Source organism: Kitasatospora sp. NPDC058184 (assembly GCF_042883725.1).
Lineage (GTDB): Bacteria > Actinomycetota > Actinomycetes > Streptomycetales > Streptomycetaceae > Kitasatospora.
On the sequence record NZ_JBHVVE010000020.1, the window covers coordinates 109,962 to 127,994 of the forward strand.

General features: G+C 74.6%; 12 protein-coding genes. 4 read left to right on the forward strand and 8 right to left on the reverse strand.

The annotated features are described in order from the left end of the window. Positions 1-57: 57 nt before the first annotated feature. Together nadE and ftsH are read right to left on the reverse strand one after the other, a co-directional pair. A complete protein-coding gene (gene nadE / locus ACFVXH_RS31025; RefSeq protein ID WP_049651600.1) occupies positions 58-897 on the reverse strand; it encodes an ammonia-dependent NAD(+) synthetase in 840 nt (279 codons plus the stop codon). A 66-nt stretch (positions 898-963) separates the two neighbouring features. Next, positions 964-3,048, reverse strand: coding sequence for an ATP-dependent zinc metalloprotease FtsH (ftsH, locus tag ACFVXH_RS31030; protein WP_387829162.1), 2,085 nt, complete (start codon positions 3,046-3,048; stop codon positions 964-966). A 413-nt stretch (positions 3,049-3,461) separates the two neighbouring features. Between ftsH and ACFVXH_RS31035 the strand changes: the two genes are divergently transcribed. After that, positions 3,462-4,055: a DUF1707 domain-containing protein gene (locus tag ACFVXH_RS31035; protein WP_387829164.1), complete on the forward strand. Its 594-nt coding sequence runs from the start codon at positions 3,462-3,464 to the stop codon at positions 4,053-4,055. 113 nt (positions 4,056-4,168) lie between these two features. On the opposite strand, the gene ACFVXH_RS31040 is transcribed toward ACFVXH_RS31035, so the two are convergent. From ACFVXH_RS31040 to ACFVXH_RS31060, 5 genes are all read right to left on the reverse strand, one after another. Beyond that, the gene (locus ACFVXH_RS31040; protein WP_074004671.1) at positions 4,169-4,723 is read right to left on the reverse strand and encodes a DsbA family protein; all 555 of its coding nucleotides are present in this window, start codon (positions 4,721-4,723) and stop codon (positions 4,169-4,171) included. A 319-nt stretch (positions 4,724-5,042) separates the two neighbouring features. Next, positions 5,043-6,638 (reverse strand): alpha/beta hydrolase, encoded by a 1,596-nt coding sequence (locus tag ACFVXH_RS31045; RefSeq protein WP_387829166.1) that lies wholly within the window; start codon positions 6,636-6,638, stop codon positions 5,043-5,045. A gap of 625 nt (positions 6,639-7,263) precedes the next feature. Then, positions 7,264-7,989, reverse strand: coding sequence for a DUF6461 domain-containing protein (locus ACFVXH_RS31050; RefSeq protein ID WP_375875288.1), 726 nt, complete (start codon positions 7,987-7,989; stop codon positions 7,264-7,266). Between the two features lie 226 nt (positions 7,990-8,215). After that, positions 8,216-9,451 (reverse strand): glycosyltransferase, encoded by a 1,236-nt coding sequence (locus ACFVXH_RS31055; protein ID WP_387829168.1) that lies wholly within the window; start codon positions 9,449-9,451, stop codon positions 8,216-8,218. Between the two features lie 1,663 nt (positions 9,452-11,114). Further along, positions 11,115-12,560 (reverse strand): purine-cytosine permease family protein, encoded by a 1,446-nt coding sequence (locus ACFVXH_RS31060; protein ID WP_387829170.1) that lies wholly within the window; start codon positions 12,558-12,560, stop codon positions 11,115-11,117. Positions 12,561-12,631: 71 nt separating this feature from the next. Here ACFVXH_RS31060 and ACFVXH_RS31065 point away from each other — a divergent pair, with 71 nt between their 5' ends. From ACFVXH_RS31065 to ACFVXH_RS31075, 3 genes are all read left to right on the forward strand, one after another. Beyond that, a complete protein-coding gene (locus tag ACFVXH_RS31065) occupies positions 12,632-13,303 on the forward strand; it encodes a TetR/AcrR family transcriptional regulator (protein WP_387829172.1) in 672 nt (223 codons plus the stop codon). Between the two features lie 86 nt (positions 13,304-13,389). Then, positions 13,390-15,024 carry an amidohydrolase gene (locus ACFVXH_RS31070; protein ID WP_387829174.1) on the forward strand — a complete coding sequence of 545 codons (1,635 nt, stop codon included), beginning with the start codon at positions 13,390-13,392 and terminating at the stop codon, positions 15,022-15,024. A gap of 217 nt (positions 15,025-15,241) precedes the next feature. Beyond that, positions 15,242-16,621: an erythromycin esterase family protein gene (locus ACFVXH_RS31075; protein ID WP_387829176.1), complete on the forward strand. Its 1,380-nt coding sequence runs from the start codon at positions 15,242-15,244 to the stop codon at positions 16,619-16,621. Between the two features lie 124 nt (positions 16,622-16,745). On the opposite strand, the gene ACFVXH_RS31080 is transcribed toward ACFVXH_RS31075, so the two are convergent. Continuing rightward, positions 16,746-17,963 (reverse strand): amidohydrolase, encoded by a 1,218-nt coding sequence (locus tag ACFVXH_RS31080; protein WP_387829178.1) that lies wholly within the window; start codon positions 17,961-17,963, stop codon positions 16,746-16,748. Positions 17,964-18,033: the final 70 nt, after the last annotated feature.

Below are 18,033 nucleotides of genomic sequence, written 5' to 3' on the forward strand. Positions count from 1 at the left end.
TCGGCCCCGGCGGACCGCTCCGGAGCCCGGCGCCGGCGGCGCGCTCGTCCGGACCGGTCAGACCACCGGCGGGACGACCGGCAGGTTGCGCTTGTGCTCGGTGCGGCGGTAGTGGCCGAGGACGGTGCGGAAGACCTCCTCGCTGACCGGCATGCCCTCCAGGAAGTCGTCCAGGGCGTCGTAGCTGACACCGAGGGCGTCCTCGTCGGGGCGGCCGGGGGCGAGGTCCTCCAGGTCTGCGGTCGGGACCTTCTTGACCAGCTCGGCGGGCGCGCCCAGCGCCTCGGCGACCGCCCGCACCTGGCGCTTGGTGAGGCCGGACAGCGGCATCACGTCGGCCGCGCCGTCCCCGAACTTGGTGAAGAAGCCGACCGCGGCCTCGGCCGCGTGGTCGGTGCCGACGACCAGCCCGCCCTTGGCGCCCGCCGCCGCGTACTGGACCACCATCCGCTGGCGGGCCTTGACGTTGCCGCCGACGAAGTCCTCGTGGCCGTGGTCGCCGTAGGTCAGGCCGGCCGCCTTCAGGGCGGCGAGCGCGCCGTCGGTGGCGGGCTTGACGTCGACGGTCAGCACCTCGTCGGCGCGGATGAAGCCGAGCGCGAGCTGGGCGTCCGCCTCGTCCGCCTGGACGCCGTACGGCAGCCGCATGGCGGTGAAGGTCACCTGGTGCCCCTCGGCCCGCAGCCGCTCGACGGCGAGCTGGCACAGGCGCCCGGCGGTGGTGGAGTCGACGCCGCCGCTGATGCCGAGCACCAGGCTGCGCGCGCCGGTGGCCCGCACCTGGCCGACCAGGAACTCCACCCGCCGCTCGGCCTCCTTCGCGGGGTCCGGCACGGGGACGACCCCGAGGGCACGGGCGATCTCCCGCTGGACGTCGGCGGGCAGGGGCTCGGTCATTCCGACTCCTCGGGACGGTGGGTACGTGACGCGATCACGAGGATACGACCACCCACGACGCGGCCGTCACGGGCGGGGGGCCTCCCCCGGTTCCGCCGCTTCCCCGGGCCCGGCTGGCTTCCGGAGCGAGACCGGCCGCTCCGGGCCCGGCGCCGGGTGCGACAGGATGTCGAGCACCACCCGGCCGTCCACCGTCTCCTGGGCGACCAGCAGCGCCGCCAGCTCGTCCAGGTGGTGCCGGTGGTCGGTGAGCAGGGCGACGGCCCGCCGCTCGGCGCCGCGCAGCAGGCGGGCCACCGCCTCGTCCACGGCGCGCTGGGTCTGCTCGGAGTACGGGCGGCGCAGCAGGTCCTCGGGGTTGTCGCCGAGGTAGTGCGGGGTGCCGCTGGAGTAGCCGACCGGGCCGAGTTCCGGGGAGAGGCCGAACTCGCGGACCATCCGGGTGGCGACCGAGGTGGCGTTGGCGAGGTCGTTCGCGGCGCCGGTGGAGCCCTCGCCGAAGACCACCAGCTCCGCCGCCCGGCCGCCGAGCTGGACGGTGATCAGGTCGACCAGGTAGGCCTCGCTGTACAAGTGCCGTTCGGCCTCGGGCAGCTGCTCGGTGGCGCCCAGGGCGACGCCGGCCGGGAGGATCGTCACCTTGGCGACCGGGTCGGCGTGCTCGCACAGCGCGGCGACCAGCGCGTGTCCGGACTCGTGCACCGCGACGGCGTGCCGCTCGTCGGGCAGCAGCGCGTTGGAGGACTCCCGGCGGCCGAGCAGCACCCGGTCGCGGGCGGTGTCGAGGTCGTCGGCGGTGAGGGTGGCGCGGTCGGCGCGCACGGCGTTGATGGCGGCCTCGTTGACCAGGTTGGCGAGGTCGGCGCCGGAGAAGCCGGGGGTGCCGCGGGCGAGCCGCCCGAGGTCGACGTCCGGGGCCAGGGTCTTGCCGCGGGCGTGCACGGCGAGGATGGCGGCCCGCTCGGCCTGGTTGGGCAGCGGGACGGTGACCTGCCGGTCGAAGCGGCCGGGGCGCAGCAGGGCCGGGTCGAGGGCGTCCGGGCGGTTGGTGGCGGCGATGACGACGATGCCGGTGCTCTGGTCGAAGCCGTCCATCTCGGCGAGCAACTGGTTCAGGGTCTGCTCGCGCTCGTCGTTGCCGCCGAGCCGGGTGCCGCCCGCCCGGCGGCCGCCGACGGCGTCGATCTCGTCGATGAAGATGATCGACGGCGCGCGCTTGCGGGCCTCGTCGAAGAGGTCGCGGACCCGGGAGGCGCCGACGCCGACGAACATCTCCACGAAGCCGGAGCCGGTCACCGAGAGGAAGGGCACCGAGGCCTCGCCGGCGACCGCCCGGGCGAGCAGGGTCTTGCCGGTGCCGGGCGGCCCGACCATGATCACCCCGCGCGGCCCCTTGGCCCCGGCGGCGGCGTACCGCTCCGGGCTGCGCAGGAAGTCGACCACCTCGCTGACCTCCTGCTTCACCCCCTCGTACCCCGCCACGTCGGCGAACCCGGTGTCCGGCCGCTCCGCCTCGATGATCTTGGCCCGGGACCGTCCGATGGCACTCAGACCGCCGCCCAGCGAACGGGCGGCCATCCGGCCGGACCAGAGGAAGAGCCCGCCGAAGATCAGCAGCGGCAGGAACAGCAGCAGGGAGGACCAGATCGAGCCGCCGCCGCTGCTCCGGCTGCCGGTGACGGTCACGTGGTGGTCGGAGAGCGCGCTGCTGAGCTGGGAGGTGTCCAGGGCGGTCGGGATCTGGCTGCTGAAGTGGGTGCCGTCCTTGAGCGTGCCGCTCACCGCGCCGGTGTCGCTGACGTCCACGGTCTGCACCTGGCCGGCGTCGACCCGGTTCACGAAGTCGGTGTAGCCGTAGCGGGTGCCGGGCTTGCCGGGGTTGGAGAAGAGCACCAGCAGGAGCAGCGTCACCAGTACGGCGACGGGCAGCAGCCAGCGGCGCCACGAGGGCGGCGGGGGCTTGGCCGGGCCGCCGGGGCCGGGGCCCTGGTTCCGGCCCGGGCCGGGGCCCTGGCCCGGGCCCCGTGGTTGGCCCCAGCCCTGCCTCGGGCCGGGGTCGGGGCCGGAGCCCTGGCGGCTACCGGGGCCGGGGTCGGCACCCGGCGGGGTCGTGGGGTGACGGGCGGCGCGCAGCCGGATTCGTGCGATCATCCACGCTCACCGCCTCTCGGGGGGGCCGGACAGCCTCCGTCCCTCCATGGTCGGACTCTCCGCGCCCGGACGGGAGCTTGAAGGGGGTGGCAGCGGTCCACTCGGGGGAGAACGACCCACTCGACGCCACGGCCCGCGGCGTCGGATCGGGCTCGGGCGCCGGGCACGGGCGTCGGACACGGGAGGCGGACTCGGGCAGGCCGAAGGCCGGTCCGGTACGTGGGGTCGGGCCGTCGCGAACGGTTTGCGGAAGCCTGCCGGGCGCCTCCACCGCACCCGGCGGAGCCTTCGCCCGGCCGCTCCTTCGGCTGCCCCTCCGACCGCTCCTCCGGGCCGCGCTCAAGGATCATCGGGCCGTACGGAGTTGGCGATCGAGCCGCCCACCAGGACGATTCGCGACCTAGAGTAGCCGCATGGTCAACGAGGAACTGCCAGCGCCGCACAAGACGCCCGAGGCCGCCGTGGAACCCCGGGCCGGGGACAGCGACCGGGACGCGGTGGCCGAGCAGTTGCGGATCGCCGCCGGCGACGGCCGCATCGACCTCGGGGAACTGGAGGAGCGGCTCGACCGCACCTACGCCGCGCGGACGTACGGCGAACTCGACATCCTGGTGGCCGACCTCGGCGGCCGGCTGGAGGCCCGGGAGGCGTCCGCGGCGGAGGAGGTCCTCACGCTCCGGCCCCGGATGAACAACATGGTGCAGAGCGGCCGCTGGTCCGTGCCCCGTCGGATCGTCGCGGAGACCAAGCTCTCGCTGCTCACGGTCGACTTCACCGAGGCCGTGTGCCCCCACCGGGAGATCACGGTCGAGGCCTCGACCGGCATGGGCCACATCCGGCTGATCGTCCCGCGCGGCTGGGGCGTACGGATCGACCCGACGAGCACCAACACCGGAAACATCGTCAACAAGGCGGCCGAGCAGGCGGAGCCGGGCGCCCCGGTGCTGACCGTGATCGGCCACCCCCGGTCGGGGCCGATCAGGATCAAGCAGCGCCGCCGGGACTGACGGGCCGCAGGCCGAACCCGCGGCAGTCCTCCGTGCGGGCACGCCCGAGGCGGGCTCGGCGAGGGCTCAGTGCGGGCTCAGTGCGGGCTCGGCGCGGCCTCCGCCGGGGCGGGTCAGGAGAAGTCGAGCGCGTCCGTCCGGGTCCGCTTGAGCTCGAAGAACTTCGGGTACCCGGCCAGCAGCCGCACACCGTCGAAGACCCGTACGGCGTCCTCGCCGCGCGGGATGGCGCTCAGCACCGGGCCGAAGAAGGCGACGCCGTCCACGTGGATGGTCGGCGTCCCGACCTCCTCGCCGACCGGGTCCATGCCCTCGTGGTGGCTCTTGCGCAGGGCCTCGTCGTACTCCGTGCTGTTCGCCGCCTCGGCCAGCTCCTCCGGCAGGCCCGCCGCCGCCAGCGCCTCCCGGATGACGGCGTCGTCGGCGGCCCGGTCCTGGTCGTGCAGCCGGGTGCCGAGCTCGGTGTACAGCTCGCGCAGCACCTGCGGGCCGTGCTGCTCGGCGGCGGCGATGCAGACCCGCACGGGGCCCCAGCCGGTGGTCATCAGGCGCTGGTAGCGCTCGGGCAGGTCGGTGCGGCCCTCGTTGAGGACGGACAGGCTCATCACCCGGAAGTTCAGGTCGAGTTCGCGCTGCTTCTCGACCTCCAGGATCCACCGGGAGGTTATCCAGGCGAAGGGGCAGACGGGGTCGAAGTAGAAGTCGACCTTGACGGTGTCGTCGCCGGCCCGGTGGCCGTTGCCGGGGTGCCGGTCGGGAAGCTGGGCGGTGAGCTGGTCGAGGTGGTGCTGGGCGGGCGCGGTGTTCGTCACGTCGTTGGTCACGCTGAGAAGACTAGTGACAGAGTGGCCCACTCTCCAGGGCCAATCGATGGCCATTCCAGTGGGCCACTTTCACTCCCGGCCGTCCGTCCCCGCACGCCCTACGCGCCCGGCACTGCCCGCATGCCCTACACGCCCCGCACGCCCCGCACGCCGCGCCGACCGCTCAGCCGCAGGTCGTCCCGTCCGCCGGCACCGTCCCGTCCAGCAGGTAGGCGTCCACGGTCTGCTTCAGGCACGGGTTGCCGGTGTTGTAGCCGCCGTGCCCCTCGCCCTGCAGCGTGACGGTGACGCCGACGCCCGCGCCGAGCTGCTGCGCCATCGTACGGGCGCCCTCCACCGGGGTGGCCGGATCGCCGGTGGTGCCGACCACCAGGATCGGGGCGGCCCCCGGCGCGGACACCTCCGGATGGGCGGCCTTGCCGGGGACGGGCCAACCGGTGCAGGCGGTCAGTCCCCAGGCGGTGTAGGACCCGAACACCGGGGAGGCGGCCTGGAACTGCGGCAGCTGCTGCTGCACGTCCTGGTCCGAGTAGCGCTGCCGGGCGTCCACGCAACTGATCGCCCGGTTCGCGGCGTTCAGGTTGCTGTAGTGCCCCTGCGCGTCGCGCCCGTTCAGCGCGTCGGAGAGCTGGAGCAGCGTGTCGCCGGTCCCCTGGTCCATCGCCTGGGTGAGCCCGGCGGCCAGCACGGGCCAGGTCTCCTGGCTGTACAGGGCACCCGCGATGCCGGTGATCGCCAGGCTCTCGGTGAGCTGCCGCCCTTGGGTGGTCGGCAGCGGCGACTGCGCCAGTTTCTGCACCAGGGCGGTGACCTTCGCGGTGCCCTCGTCGCCGCCCGCACCGGTCGGGCAGGCGGCTCCTACCTGGGCGGCGCAGGCCTTCATGAAGTCGTCGAGGGCGAGTTGGAAGCCCTGGGCCTGGCCGAGCGCGGCCTGCTGCGGGTCCTTGGTGGGGTCGACCACCGAGTCCAGCACCATCCGGCCGACCTGCTGCGGGAACAGGTGCGCGTAGACGCCGCCGAGCTGGGTGCCGTAGCTGATGCCGAAGTAGGAGAGCTTCGGGTCGCCCAGCACCTGCCGCATCAGGTCCATGTCGCGCGCGGCGCTCTCGGTGTCCACGTACGGCAGCACCGCGCCGGAGTTGTGCTCGCAGGCGGCGACGAAGCGGGCGTTGCCGTCGTCCAGGGCCTTCACCGCGTCGGGGGTGTCGGGGGTGCTGTCGGCGGCGGTGGCGGCGTCCATCGCCCGGTCGTCCAGGCACGTCACCCCGTCGCTGGCGCCGACCCCGCGCGGGTCGAAACTCACCAGGTCGTAGCGGGAGTTGAGGGAGGAGTAGGTCGCGGCCAGGGCCGGCAGGGTGGCCACGCCGGAGGCACCGGGGCCGCCGAAGTTGAACAGCAGCGAGCCGATCCGGTGCTGCTCGTCCTTGGCCCGGCTGCGGATCAGCGCGAGACCGATCGTCGTGCCGTCCGGTTTGCCGTGGTCCAGCGGGGTCTTGAGGGTGGCGCACTGCCAGTCGGCGGCGGGCGCGGTGCCGTCGCCCTGGGCGCCGGTGGGGGCGGGGCAGGCGTGCCAGTCCAGCTGTTGGGCGGCCAGTCCGGTGGCGGTGCCGGTGGCTGCCGCCGTCCCGGTGGCCGGGGAGGTCGGGGAGGTCGGCGCGGGCTCGGCGGCGGAGGAGCCGTCGCCCTGGCAGCCGATGGCCGCGGTGAGCAGCAGGACGGTCAGGCCGAGCGCTCCGGCGCCGCGGACGACGGTGTGCATGGGGCGGGTCCACCTCTCGGTCGGCCGGGCACCCCGGCGCGCGGTCTCGGGCCTGCCGGACACCCCGGCGCACGGCGGGAGGGCTCACGGCGGGACGGCCTACGCCTGGCGGGCCTGCGTGCGCGCGGCACTCGGTTCGCCGACGCACCACAGACCCTAGGGGCCGGGGACCGCCGATGCCCTGCGGAGACCCCCGGACGGGGGGCGTGCGCCGAACCGACTGCCACCGGCCGAACGGGTGCCGGGCCGGTGGGCCGACGGGCTCCGGCTGACGGGCCGACGGGCTCGGACTGACGGCTCGGCCCGGCTGCGGGGCCTCTCCGCGGCGGCGGGGCACGTCTCTCTCCGCCCCCGGGCCCTGTCGCCGTTCCTGTCTCGACCCTGCCGATCGGCAGGGTCGAGACAGGAACGGCGCAGCAGGAACCTCCCGATCGGCACATGTGCGACGGACCGGCGGCACGCAAGGATGACGGCCATCGGAGCCCCGCCGATGGGGCCCGGGAAGGAGCCTCCCGTGACCGCCCTGACTCTGTCGTCCCTTTCCCCGCTGTTCCCGTTCCCGCTGTTCCCGTTCCTGCCCTTCCTCTTCCTCTTCCTCTTCCTGCTGTTTCGCCGGCGCACCGCCTCAGTACAACGCCATGCCCGGGGTTCCCCGCACCGCGTACGCCGGCAGGCGCAGCCCGCCGAAGGCGTCCCGGGGCAGGCTCAGTCCGAAGCGCCGCTCGACGGCGCCGAGGGTGCGGCGGCGGGCGGCCCCGTCGGGCTCCCGCCCGGGGTCGCAGGAGGTCACGCCGTCGGCCTCCAGGACTCCGGCGGCGACGAGGTCCGGCACCAGCAGGTCCGGCTCCTGGCCCCAGCGCCAGCGCTCCTCGCCGAGGCCGAAGCCGCACAGCACGGCACCGTCCCGGGCGTAGTCCAGCAGGGCCGGCCGCCGCTCCGGCATCGGACGGAAGTGCACCACCTCGGCTCCGTCGCGCGCTATCTCGGTGAGCAGCTCACCGCCGGTGGAGTCGCCGTACTCGATCGCGAACGACCAGCCGGCGCACGCGCCGACCCGGATCACGCCGTCGCCGTCGTCGCCGGGGCGGTAGACGTCGATGTCCAGGTCCCGGATCTCGGTGTCACTGATCGGCTCGGTCGCGGTGGCCGGGTCGGCACCCATCCGGTGGGCGAGCTCCGCGGGCGTGATCCCCCGGGCGAAGACGACGCCGCCGACCTCACCGTCCGTGCCGGGCCCACCCATTGACGACCGGCTGGTGCCCGGTCGGCCGGTGCTCGGCCGACCGATCTCCAGGAGCCACTGGATACCGTCGCCGTCCTGCCCCACTCCCCCGTGCGTGCCGTCGGTCATGCCGCCCTCCCCTCGCGCGCGGCCTGCGGTGACCGGGCGCGCCCGTGGGCACCCTAACCGACCCGGCCGACACCCGGCCGCCGGTCGCCGGATCGCCGCCCGAACCAGCCGCGCCCGGATCGCCAACCACCCCTGATCGATCGGAAGGAGACCGATCCGAAGCCGAACTCACCCGTCCCCCTTAGCCGTTCACCCGGACGAGGCGGCACACGCCCCGCCCCGCCACTCACCGGGACGCGGCCGGTACCTTCTTGCCCACCGCCTCGAACAGCAGCTTCGCGGCCACCGTCGCCCCGTCGGTGCGGATGCCGCCGGCCACGGCCCCCGCCCGTACCCGGGTCTCGGGCGCCAGGGCCGTGGCGAGCGCGGCGGAGAGCGAGTCGACGGTCGGCGTGCGGTCGAGATGGGCCGCGCCGATGCCCAACTCGGCCACCCGGCCGGCCCAGTACGGCTGGTCGGCGATCCGGGGGACGACCACCTGGGGCACGCCCGCCATGGCCGCGGTCGTCGTGGTGCCCGCACCACCGTGGTGGACGACGGCGGCCACCCGGCGGAACAGGGCCTGCTGGTTCACCTCGCCGACGACGTGGCAGTCCTCGTGCTCGTCGACCGCGGCGAGCCCGGCCCAGCCGTGGGCCAGGAGCACCCGGCGTCCGTGCGCGCGGCCCGCTTCGACGGCCACCCGCGCGATGTCCTCCGGGGTGTGCGCGGCCATGCTGCCGAAGCCGACGTACACGGGCGGTTCACCGGCGGCCAGGAACGCCTCCAGGTCGGCCGGGAGCGGTCGGTCGTCGGGCAGGATCCACGCGCCGGTCTGCACCACGTCGAGTTCCGTCCTGCCCTCCGACGGGCACAGCGTCGGGTCCGCCGCCAGCCACGGCCGTCCGGTGAGGACGTGGTCGCGGACGTTCTCCACCGGCGGCAGGCCGATCGCCGCCCGGTGGCTGTTGAGCGCGTCCCCGTACAGCGCATTCACCCGCTGGGCGTCCTGCTCCCAGAGCTTCCGGTAGTCGGTCTCGTCGTCCGGGGACGGCGTGCCCGGCCGCCGGCCGGGCCGGGAGTGCCGCGAGGGCAGTCCGAGGATGTGGAAGCAGGCCAACACGTAGGGCAGGCCGAGCTTCTCGGCGACGTCCCGCGCACCGGCCGGCATCAGGCCGGTCGCCAGCACCACGTCACAGCCCTCGGCCGCGGCGGTCAGCGTCTCGAACCGCACGGCGACCAGCTCACGGGCGAGCCGGAACGCGTCCTCCGCCGTCGGCGGCTTCGGGCCGGCCACCACCGACCGCACCGACGGACCGAGCGGCACCAGCGGCACCCCCGCCCGCCCCAGCACCGCCGCGAACTCCTCGTCCGGCGGCGCGCACACCCGCACCTCCGCACCGAACCCCCGCAGCGCCACCGCCAGCCCCGCCAGCGGCTCGACATCCCCGCGCGACCCCCAGGTCGTCATCAACACACGCATTTCACGACTCCCGTTTCCGCAGGTCATGGCCTTACGGCCGGGATTCTGCGCCATGCCGGGGGCCTTGCCGCAAGCCCCGGGGCACGGTATAGCTTGAAAGTGGCAAGGGGATTCACTCTCCTCGCCTTTTTCTTTGGCCGCCCGGTCCCACCCACTCCCCCGAACCGGCCACACCGGAGCAATCCCCACCCGAAACCCGCCGCCTACCACGCGCCGCTCACTCCGAACCACCACCAAGCAGCCCGCTGCGAGCCACCGTCCCCTACCGCGTGGCCGCATACCCCCCGTGGTGTCAGCTCCGGAACACCCACCGCAGTCACCGTCACGAAGCACCCACTCCGGGCCCCGCCATCGGCCGCTTCCCCAGACCTCACACGCCCGGGCCGTCCGCACAGGGGCCACCTGCCCGGTCAGCCCATCCCAACACGCCTGTTCCAGACGGCCCCACACTCGACCCGCCCACCCAGGACCCCTCCCCCCAAGACCCCGGAACTCACCCCAGCCACACACACCCAGCTCTTCCCCACTGGCGTGCCGAGGCGCCCACAGCAGACCTCCTGACCAGGGCAGCCCACCCCAACACGCCTGTCCTGGACGAGCCTGCGTTCCTGGCGGCTCCTCAGCCGGGCCGCCCAGCCCCGGGCCCCGTCCCGGAGACGCCGGACCCCCGGCCGGTCGGTCGTCGCGCAAAACAGCGGCCCCGCGTACGACCCGCCGCCGCCACCGTGCCCACCGGCAGCACCAGGTCCACCCCGCCCGGCCCAGCCACAGAACCACCCACGCCCCAGCACAGACCTCACTCGCCGCCAGCGACAAGCGCCGAACCGACTGTCCGACCCACGACCAACCGCTCGGCCCAGGGCCAGCCACCACGGTCAGGTCACCCACCAACCCGGCCAGCCTGGCCACCGAGCCGGCGGAAACACCACCGCACCCCCACTCCCACCCGCCCGGCGGCGGGACAGCCGATCCATGGCCAGCAGCCCCAACTGGCGTCACCCCCGCCAACGACGCATCAGCACCGCATCCAGGACCGCCACCACCTCGCCCACCGGCAGCGCAACGTCCGCCCCGACCAGCGCGACCACAGAACCACCCACGCCCCCGTGCGAACCTCACTCGCCGCCAGCGACAGCACCGAACCGACTGCCCCCAACCGCCCGGCTCAGGGCCGACCGCAAACAGGGCAGGCCCGGCCCCCGAGTCGGCGGAATCACCACCCAGCCCGCCCCGCGGCAGCGCAGCCGGGCCACGACCAGCAGCCCCGACGGGCGTCACACCCACCAACGACGCATCAGCACGGCGTGCTGAACCACCACCGCCGTCACCATGCCCACCCGCAGCGCGAGGTCCACCCTGGCCGGTCGGCCAACCGACGCGGAAACGGCGGCCCGGCGTACAGATCCGCCACCACCACGCCTACTGGAAGCGCGAGGTCTCCCCCGCCCGGCCCAGCCGCAGAACCGCCCACGCCCCAGCGCGAACCTCACTCGCCGCCCGCGACAGGCACCGAATCGGCTGCCCGCCCCACGACCAACCGCCCGGCCCACAGCTGGCCGCCACGGGCAGGTCACCCACCAACCCGGCCAGCCCGGGCGCCCGGCCGGCCGGGCGGTAGAAGCACGCCCACCCGCCCTGCGGCGCGCACGCGGCCGGACCGGTGTCACCCCCGCCGGCGAGGCATCAGCACGGCGTACAGGACTGCCGCCACCACCATGCCCGCCGGCAGCGCGACGTCCGCCCCGGCCAGGGCGGCCAGCGGGCCGGTGTAGAGGGTGTCAACGCCGAGGGCTGCGGCTGTGACGCCGCCCGTGAGGGCGATGGCGCCGGCGGGGTTGACGCCGGCGCGGTACCAGAAGGGGCTGCCGGGGCGTTCGTCGCCGAGGGCGCGGCCGTCGTAGCGGTTGCGGCGGAGCAGGATGTCGGTGGCGTAGACGGCGGTGCTGGGGCCGAGGAGGACGACGGTCAGCTGGAGCACGTTGCTGACGGTGTCGAGGAAGTTGGAGACCAGGAGGGCGTACAGCGTGAGCGAGACGGCGACCGCGCCGTCGAGCAGCACGCTGCGGGTGCGGCGGATGCGGATGCCGACGGCTTGGAGGGCGAGGCCCGCGCTGTAGGCGGTGAGGGCGTTGACCGCGATGGTGCCGACCACCAGGGAGAGCAGGAAGACCGGGTTGAACCAGCCGGGCAGGATCTGCCGGAGGGCGGCCTGCGGGTCGGTCATGTCGACGGCGGTGGCGCCGAGCACGCCGAGGCCGCCGACCACCACGCTGGGCAGGAAGCCGCCGAGGGCGGTCCAGCCGAGGACGGCGCGGGGGGCGGTGGTCGCGGGAAGGTAGCGGGAGAAGTCCGCGCTGGTGGTGTAGGAGAGCGGGCCGGAGGCGATCAGGGTGACGCCGGCCAGGACGGCCGCCCAGAGTCGGCCGCCGGTGAGGGGTTCGGGCTGGGTCCAGCCGGGGTCGGCGTGGGTGACGATCGCGTAGCCGACCACGGCGAAGGCGGCGGTGAGGGCGAGGGTGATCGGCAGGTAGAGCCGGACGATCAGGGCGTGCCCGTAGACGCTGATGGTGAGGGTGAGTACGACGATCACGATCACGATGGCGATCTTGATCGGGGTGGTCGGGGTGATCCCCGCCTCCTCGGCGAGCGAGAAGGCGGCGACGGCGGCCGCGGCGAGGTTCAGCGCGAAGTAGCAGACGGAGATCATCCAGCCGGTGACCGCGTTGTTCACCCGGTTGCCCCGGATGCCGTACATGGCGCGGGTGATCACCTCGCTGGGCGCGCCGGCGGCCGGTCCGGAGACCGCGAGCAGGCCGGTGCCCAGCCAGAACAGGTTGCCGAGGACGACCACGGCGAAGGCCTGCCAGAGGCCGAGGCCGCTCAGGACCAGGGCGCCGCCGACCACCAGGTTGAGGTAGTTGACGCTGGCGGCCGCCCACACGGGGAACAGTTCGCGGGCGCGACCGCGTCGCTCGGTCTCGGGGATGTGGTCGATGCCGTGGACCTCGACCCGGCCGCCCGGTTCCCGTTGGGGCGGGGCGGCGGGGTGCGCCGGGTGGTCCGGGTGGTCCGGCGAGGTGTGGGGGTGGTCCGGGAGCGTGGACGTCATGCGGGGGCCCTCCGTGGGGTGTCGTGCCCACCTGCTTGCTTATTGGTCGCACACTCAATAGCATCCGCCCCATGACGTCAAGCGTTCAGCGCAAAAGGGTTCGCAAGTCCCCCGAGGACCGTCGGGCGGAGATCGTCGGCGCCGCGGCCGAGGTCGCCCTCACCGAGGGCCTGGAGTGCATCACCCTGCGCCGGATCGCCGACCAACTGGACGTCCGCCCCGGCCTGATCAGCCACTACTTCCCCGCCGTGGAGGACCTCGTCGCCGAGGCCTTCGGCAGCGCCGCCACCGCCGAACTGGAGGCGCTGCTGCCCGCCGACCCGCGGGACGGGTCCCCGTTGCGGCACCTGGCCCGCTTCTTCGCCCGCACCACCGGCCCGTCCTACGACGACGTGAGCCGGCTCTGGCTCAACGCCCGCCACCTCAGCCGCTACCGCCCCGTCCTGCGCGACCGCGTGCTCGACCAGGAGGCGGACTGGCGCGGCCGGCTCGGCGACGTCATCGCCGCCGGGGTCGAGCAGGGCGAATTCCGCACCGCGGACCCGGTGTTGACGGCCGTCCACATCCTCGTCGTGATCGACGGCCTGGCCGTCCACGCCAACACCGGCCTGCGCAAGGACCCGTACGCCGCCACCCGGCTCGCCGCCGCCACCGCCGAACGCGAACTGGGCCTGACCGACGGCGCACTGGCCTCTGCGGACCCGGCGGACGCGCCCGAGACCCCCGCCCCCGAGCAGCCCTGACCACCACCGCAGCCCCCTCAGCCCCCTCAATCCCCTCAAGCCCCGCAGACACCACGCCCCCACCCCGAAGCACCACTGGAGTCGAAGTGCGCACCTCCCTGGTCCTCCTCTCCGCCCGTCTGCTCGACCCCGCCTCCGGCGGCTTCCTCCCGCAGACCGCCCTCGCCGTCGTGGACGGCCGGATCGCCGCCCTCGGCGACGACCGCACCGTCCGCGAACTCGCCGACCCCGCGACCACGGTGATCGACCTCAAGGGCGCCGTGGTCACCCCCGGCCTGGTGGACGGCCACCTGCACCCGGTCACCGGCGCCGAGCTCACCCAGGGCCTGGACCTCTCCGGCTGCACCGACCTGGCCGGCGTCCGCGCCGCCCTCGCCGCCGAGGCCGGACGCCTCGCCCCCGGCGCCTGGCTGCACGCCTGGGGCCTGGACCCGAACGTCTTCGGCGACCGCCCGGTGGAGTCCGCCGCCCTCGCGCCCGTCCTGGACGGCGTTCCGGCGCTGCTCCAGCTCTTCGACGCCCACTCCATGCTCGCCAGCCCGCGCGCCCTGGAGCTGGCCGGCGTGGACGGCCCGCGCCGCTTCGACCAGGCCGCCGAGGTGGTCTGCGACGCCGAGGGCCGCCCCACCGGCCTGCTGCTGGAGGACGCCGCCTGCGAGCTGGTCGAGCGCGCCGCCCCGCAGCCCACCCGCGCCGAGCGCCGCGACCGCCTGGCCGCCGCGCTGCGCGCCATGGCCGCCGCCGGCCTCACCGGCGGCCACGCGATGGACGCCAACGGCGACAGCCTCGACCTCTACACCGAGCTGGACGAGGCCGGCGAGTTGCCGCTGCGGCTGCGCGTGGCCCCCTGGTGCCAGCCCGGTGTGGACGCGGACGGCCTGCGGGCGCTGATCGGGCAGCAGGGCCGGAGCGGTCGGCTCTGGCGGGTGGACGGCGTGAAGCTGTTCATGGACGGCACGATCGACAACGGCACGGCCTGGCTGGAGCGCCCGGACTGCCACGGCGAGTCCACCCACGCCTTCTGGCCGGATCCGGCGCACTACACCCGCGTCGTCCGGGAGCTGCACCAGGCCGGGGTGCCGACCGCCACCCACGCGATCGGCGACGCCGCCGTACGGCACGCCCTGGACTCGATCGGGGCGGCGGCGGACGGGGGGACGACGCACGGGGCGTCCCCCGTCCGCCACCGGATCGAGCACATCGAGACCGTTCCGGACGCGGTGGTCCGGCGCTTCGCCGAGCTGGGCGTGGTCGCGTCCATGCAGCCCACCCACTGCTGCGACTTCACCCGGGCCGACCACACCGACAACTGGTCCCGCCGCCTCGGCGAGGAGCGGGCCGACCGCGCGTGGCGCTGCCGGGACCTCTGGGACGCGGGCGCCACGGTCGTCCTCGGTTCGGACTGGCCGATCGCCCCCTACCCGCCGCTGGGCGTCATGGCGGGCGCCCGCCACCGCCGTCCCACCCGCGACCTGAGCCAGGCCCCGCACAACCCCGGCCAGGCGCTCACCGCCCTGGAGGCCCTGCTGGCGATGACCGCCAACGCCGCCCACGCGGCCGGCGAGGAGCAGCTGGCGGGCCGGATCACCGTCGGCCACCGCGCGGACCTCACCGTGTTCGCCGCCGACCCGCTCACCACCCCGGCCACCGAACTGGCGGACCTCCCGGTCCTGTTGACCGTCCTGGACGGCCGACCGACCCACCGCTCCGCCACGCTCTGAACCCTCACCCGGTACCGGCCCCGGCACACCCCCGCGCACGGGTGTGCCGGGGCCGCCCGGGGGTTATCCCCCTGGTCGATCCGGCGGCACTCCTCAGCGCGCCGAAGCCCCCCGGTGATCGACTATTCATTGACCGGCACGTTCGCCGGCGAACCACTCGAACCACCGTGGCCGTTCCGACGGGTTGACGGTTCGACGAATTTGAGGAGCCCCCGAAGTGACCGTACGCAGCGAGAAGCACGGCAAGCCCATCGGTCGACGCGCCCTGCTGGCCGCCACGGCGGCCGTCGCGACCACCGCCCTGCTCGCCCCGGCGGCACACGCGGACCAGCCCGGCACCGACAAGATGACGAACAGTCAGATATCCACCGTGGCACGCGAACTGAACGGTCTCGCCCACCCGTTGCGGTCCACCGAGCCCGGGGGCCGGACCACCGACCTGCGTCCGCTGGGCGCGATGATCGGCGACGCCAAGGTGGTGGGGCTCGGCGAGGCCACGCACGGCGCCCACGAGTTCTTCACCATGAAGCAGCGGGTCCTGCGCTACCTGGTCGAGGAGAAGGGCTTCACCGCCTTCGCCCTGGAGACGAGTTGGTCCTCCGGTCTGCGGATCGACGACTACGTGCAGGGCCGCACCGGCGGCGACGCCCGGCAGCTGGTCAAGGAGACGATGGGCAAGTCCCCGTGGGAGCGCCAGGAGTTCGCCGACCTGATCGACTGGATGCGCGACCACAACCGCGAACACCCGCAGCACCCGGTCCACTTCGTCGGCGACGACCTGGACTTCCCCGCCATCGGCGACCAGCTCTTCGACCGGGTGACCTCCTACGTCCGCGAGGCCGCCCCCGCGTCGCTGCCGCGCCTGGAGCAGCTGTACGCCGGGCTGCGCCCGTTCGACGACGCCATCGGCTACATCACCACGCGCCCGCTCGCCGAGCGGCGGCAGAACGCCGCCGTGGCGCAGCAGACCCTGGAGCTGGTCACCGCGGCCAGGGGCGAGGGCGGCGAGGCGTACGACTGGGCGGTGCAGAACGCCCGGAGCATCGCCCAGACCTTCACCTTCACCGCCATGAACCTCGAGGACAACAGCGAGGTGGCCGCGATGCAGAACCTCCGCGACCGCGCCATGACCGACAACACCCTCTGGTGGCAGCGCCGCACCGGCGGGAAGGTGCTGCTGTCCGCGCACAACGGCCACGTCGGGTACCAGAGCAGCGACCCCGAGCTCTACCCCAAGACCCAGGGCTCGTACCTGCGCGACGCCCTCGGCGCGGACTACCTCGCCGTCGGCTTCACCTTCGACCGCGGCTCCTTCCTCACCAAGGACGACCCGTTCGCCGCCGCCTGGAAGCCGGTCACCGTTCCGCCGGCCACCGCGGACATGAACGAGTACCCCCTCGACCGGGTCCGTTACCGCGACTACTACGTCGACCTGCGCTCCGCCCCGCTGGCCACCCGGTCCTGGCTGAACACCGCCCGCCCGACCTACGACGCCGGGACGGAGTTCCGCAGCGACCCGCTGCCGCGCCTCGCGATCGGCACCGCCTACGACGCGCTGGTCCACCTCCACGAGACCAGCGCGGCCCGCACCCTCTGAGCATCGTCGCCTGCGCGCCTCTCCGTCGGCACGGGCCGCACAACGCGCGGCCGCACGGTCGACGGGGAGGCGCCCGCCGACCGCACCACCGACGGGGAGGCCCTCGCCGGCCGCGGGACGCCCGTCAGCCCGTGAACCGCCCGTCCCGCGCCACCACCCGGCCCGCGCGGACCACCAGCTCACGCGCCGGCAGGTCGATCACCACCTGCGGCAGGCACTCGCCCGTCACCAGCATGAAGTCGGCGGGCGAGCCCGGCTCCAGGGTCACGGCCGGCAGGTCCAGCAGTTCGGCGCCGCCGTCGGCCGCCAGGGCGAAGCAGTCGGCGAGCTGCTCGTCGGTGCGGGCGTCGGTGGTCCAGCCGAGCAGGTGGGCGCGGTGCAGCGGGTCGGCGTTGCCGTACGGGCTCCACGAGTCGCGCACGCCGTCCGAGCCGAGCCCGACCCGCACCCCGTGCGCCCGCAGCTCGCGGAACGGCAGCACCTGGTGGGCCGAGGGCGCCACGGTGGTGAGGCCGACGCCGGACTCGGCCAGCTCGGCGGCGAGGTCGGCGAGCTGGGCGCCCGCCAGCTCCGGGACGCAGAAGGCGTGGCTGACGACCACCCGCCCGGCCAGTCCGGCCGCCCTGGTCCGCGCGGCGATCTCGCGCAGCGGGCCGAGGCCGCGCTCGCCCCGGTCGTGCAGGTGGATGTCGAGGCGCAGTCCGTGCTGTTCGGCCAGGCCGAACAGCAGCTCCAGCTGGGCGGGCCCCTCGCCGTCCGGGCCCTCGGCCGGGACGGCGTCGAAGCCCGCCGGGTCGATCCCGCCGATGGCGTCGACCAGCCCGCTGGCCGCCGCCTCCGCGAGCAGCGCGCCCGCGCCGGGCGTCCGCCGGACCCCGTGCTGCGGGAAGGCCACCAGCTGGACGTCCAGCGCGCCGGCCAGCCGCTCGCGCGCCTCGGCGAGCCCGGTCACCCCGGCCAGCCCGTACGCGGGCGCCACGTCCACGTGGGCCCGCACGGCGCGGGTGCCGCGCGTCACGGCGTGGCTCAGCAGCCGGTGGGCACGCTCGGCGAGCGGGGTGCGCTGGTGCCGGTGCAGGTCGACGTCGCCCTGGACGTACTCGGGCAGCGAGCCGGCCGGGCGCCGGCTGTACCAGGGCTCGCCCCAGGCCGTCTTGTCCGGGTGGATGTGCGCGTCCACCAGGGTGGGCAGCGCGATCCGGCCGCCGCCCTCGACCACCTCCGGCACCGCCCCGTCCGGCACCCGCTCGGCCAGCAGGCCGTCCACGGCGATCAGGTCGACGGCCCGGTCGGCACCGTACGGGCGGACGTCCCGGAAGACGGTGACGGAAGGCGTGGTCATGGGCTGCTCTCTCTCGCTCTGGTTCCGCTGCTCGCTCTGGTTCCCCGGCTCGCTCTGGATCCCCGGGTGG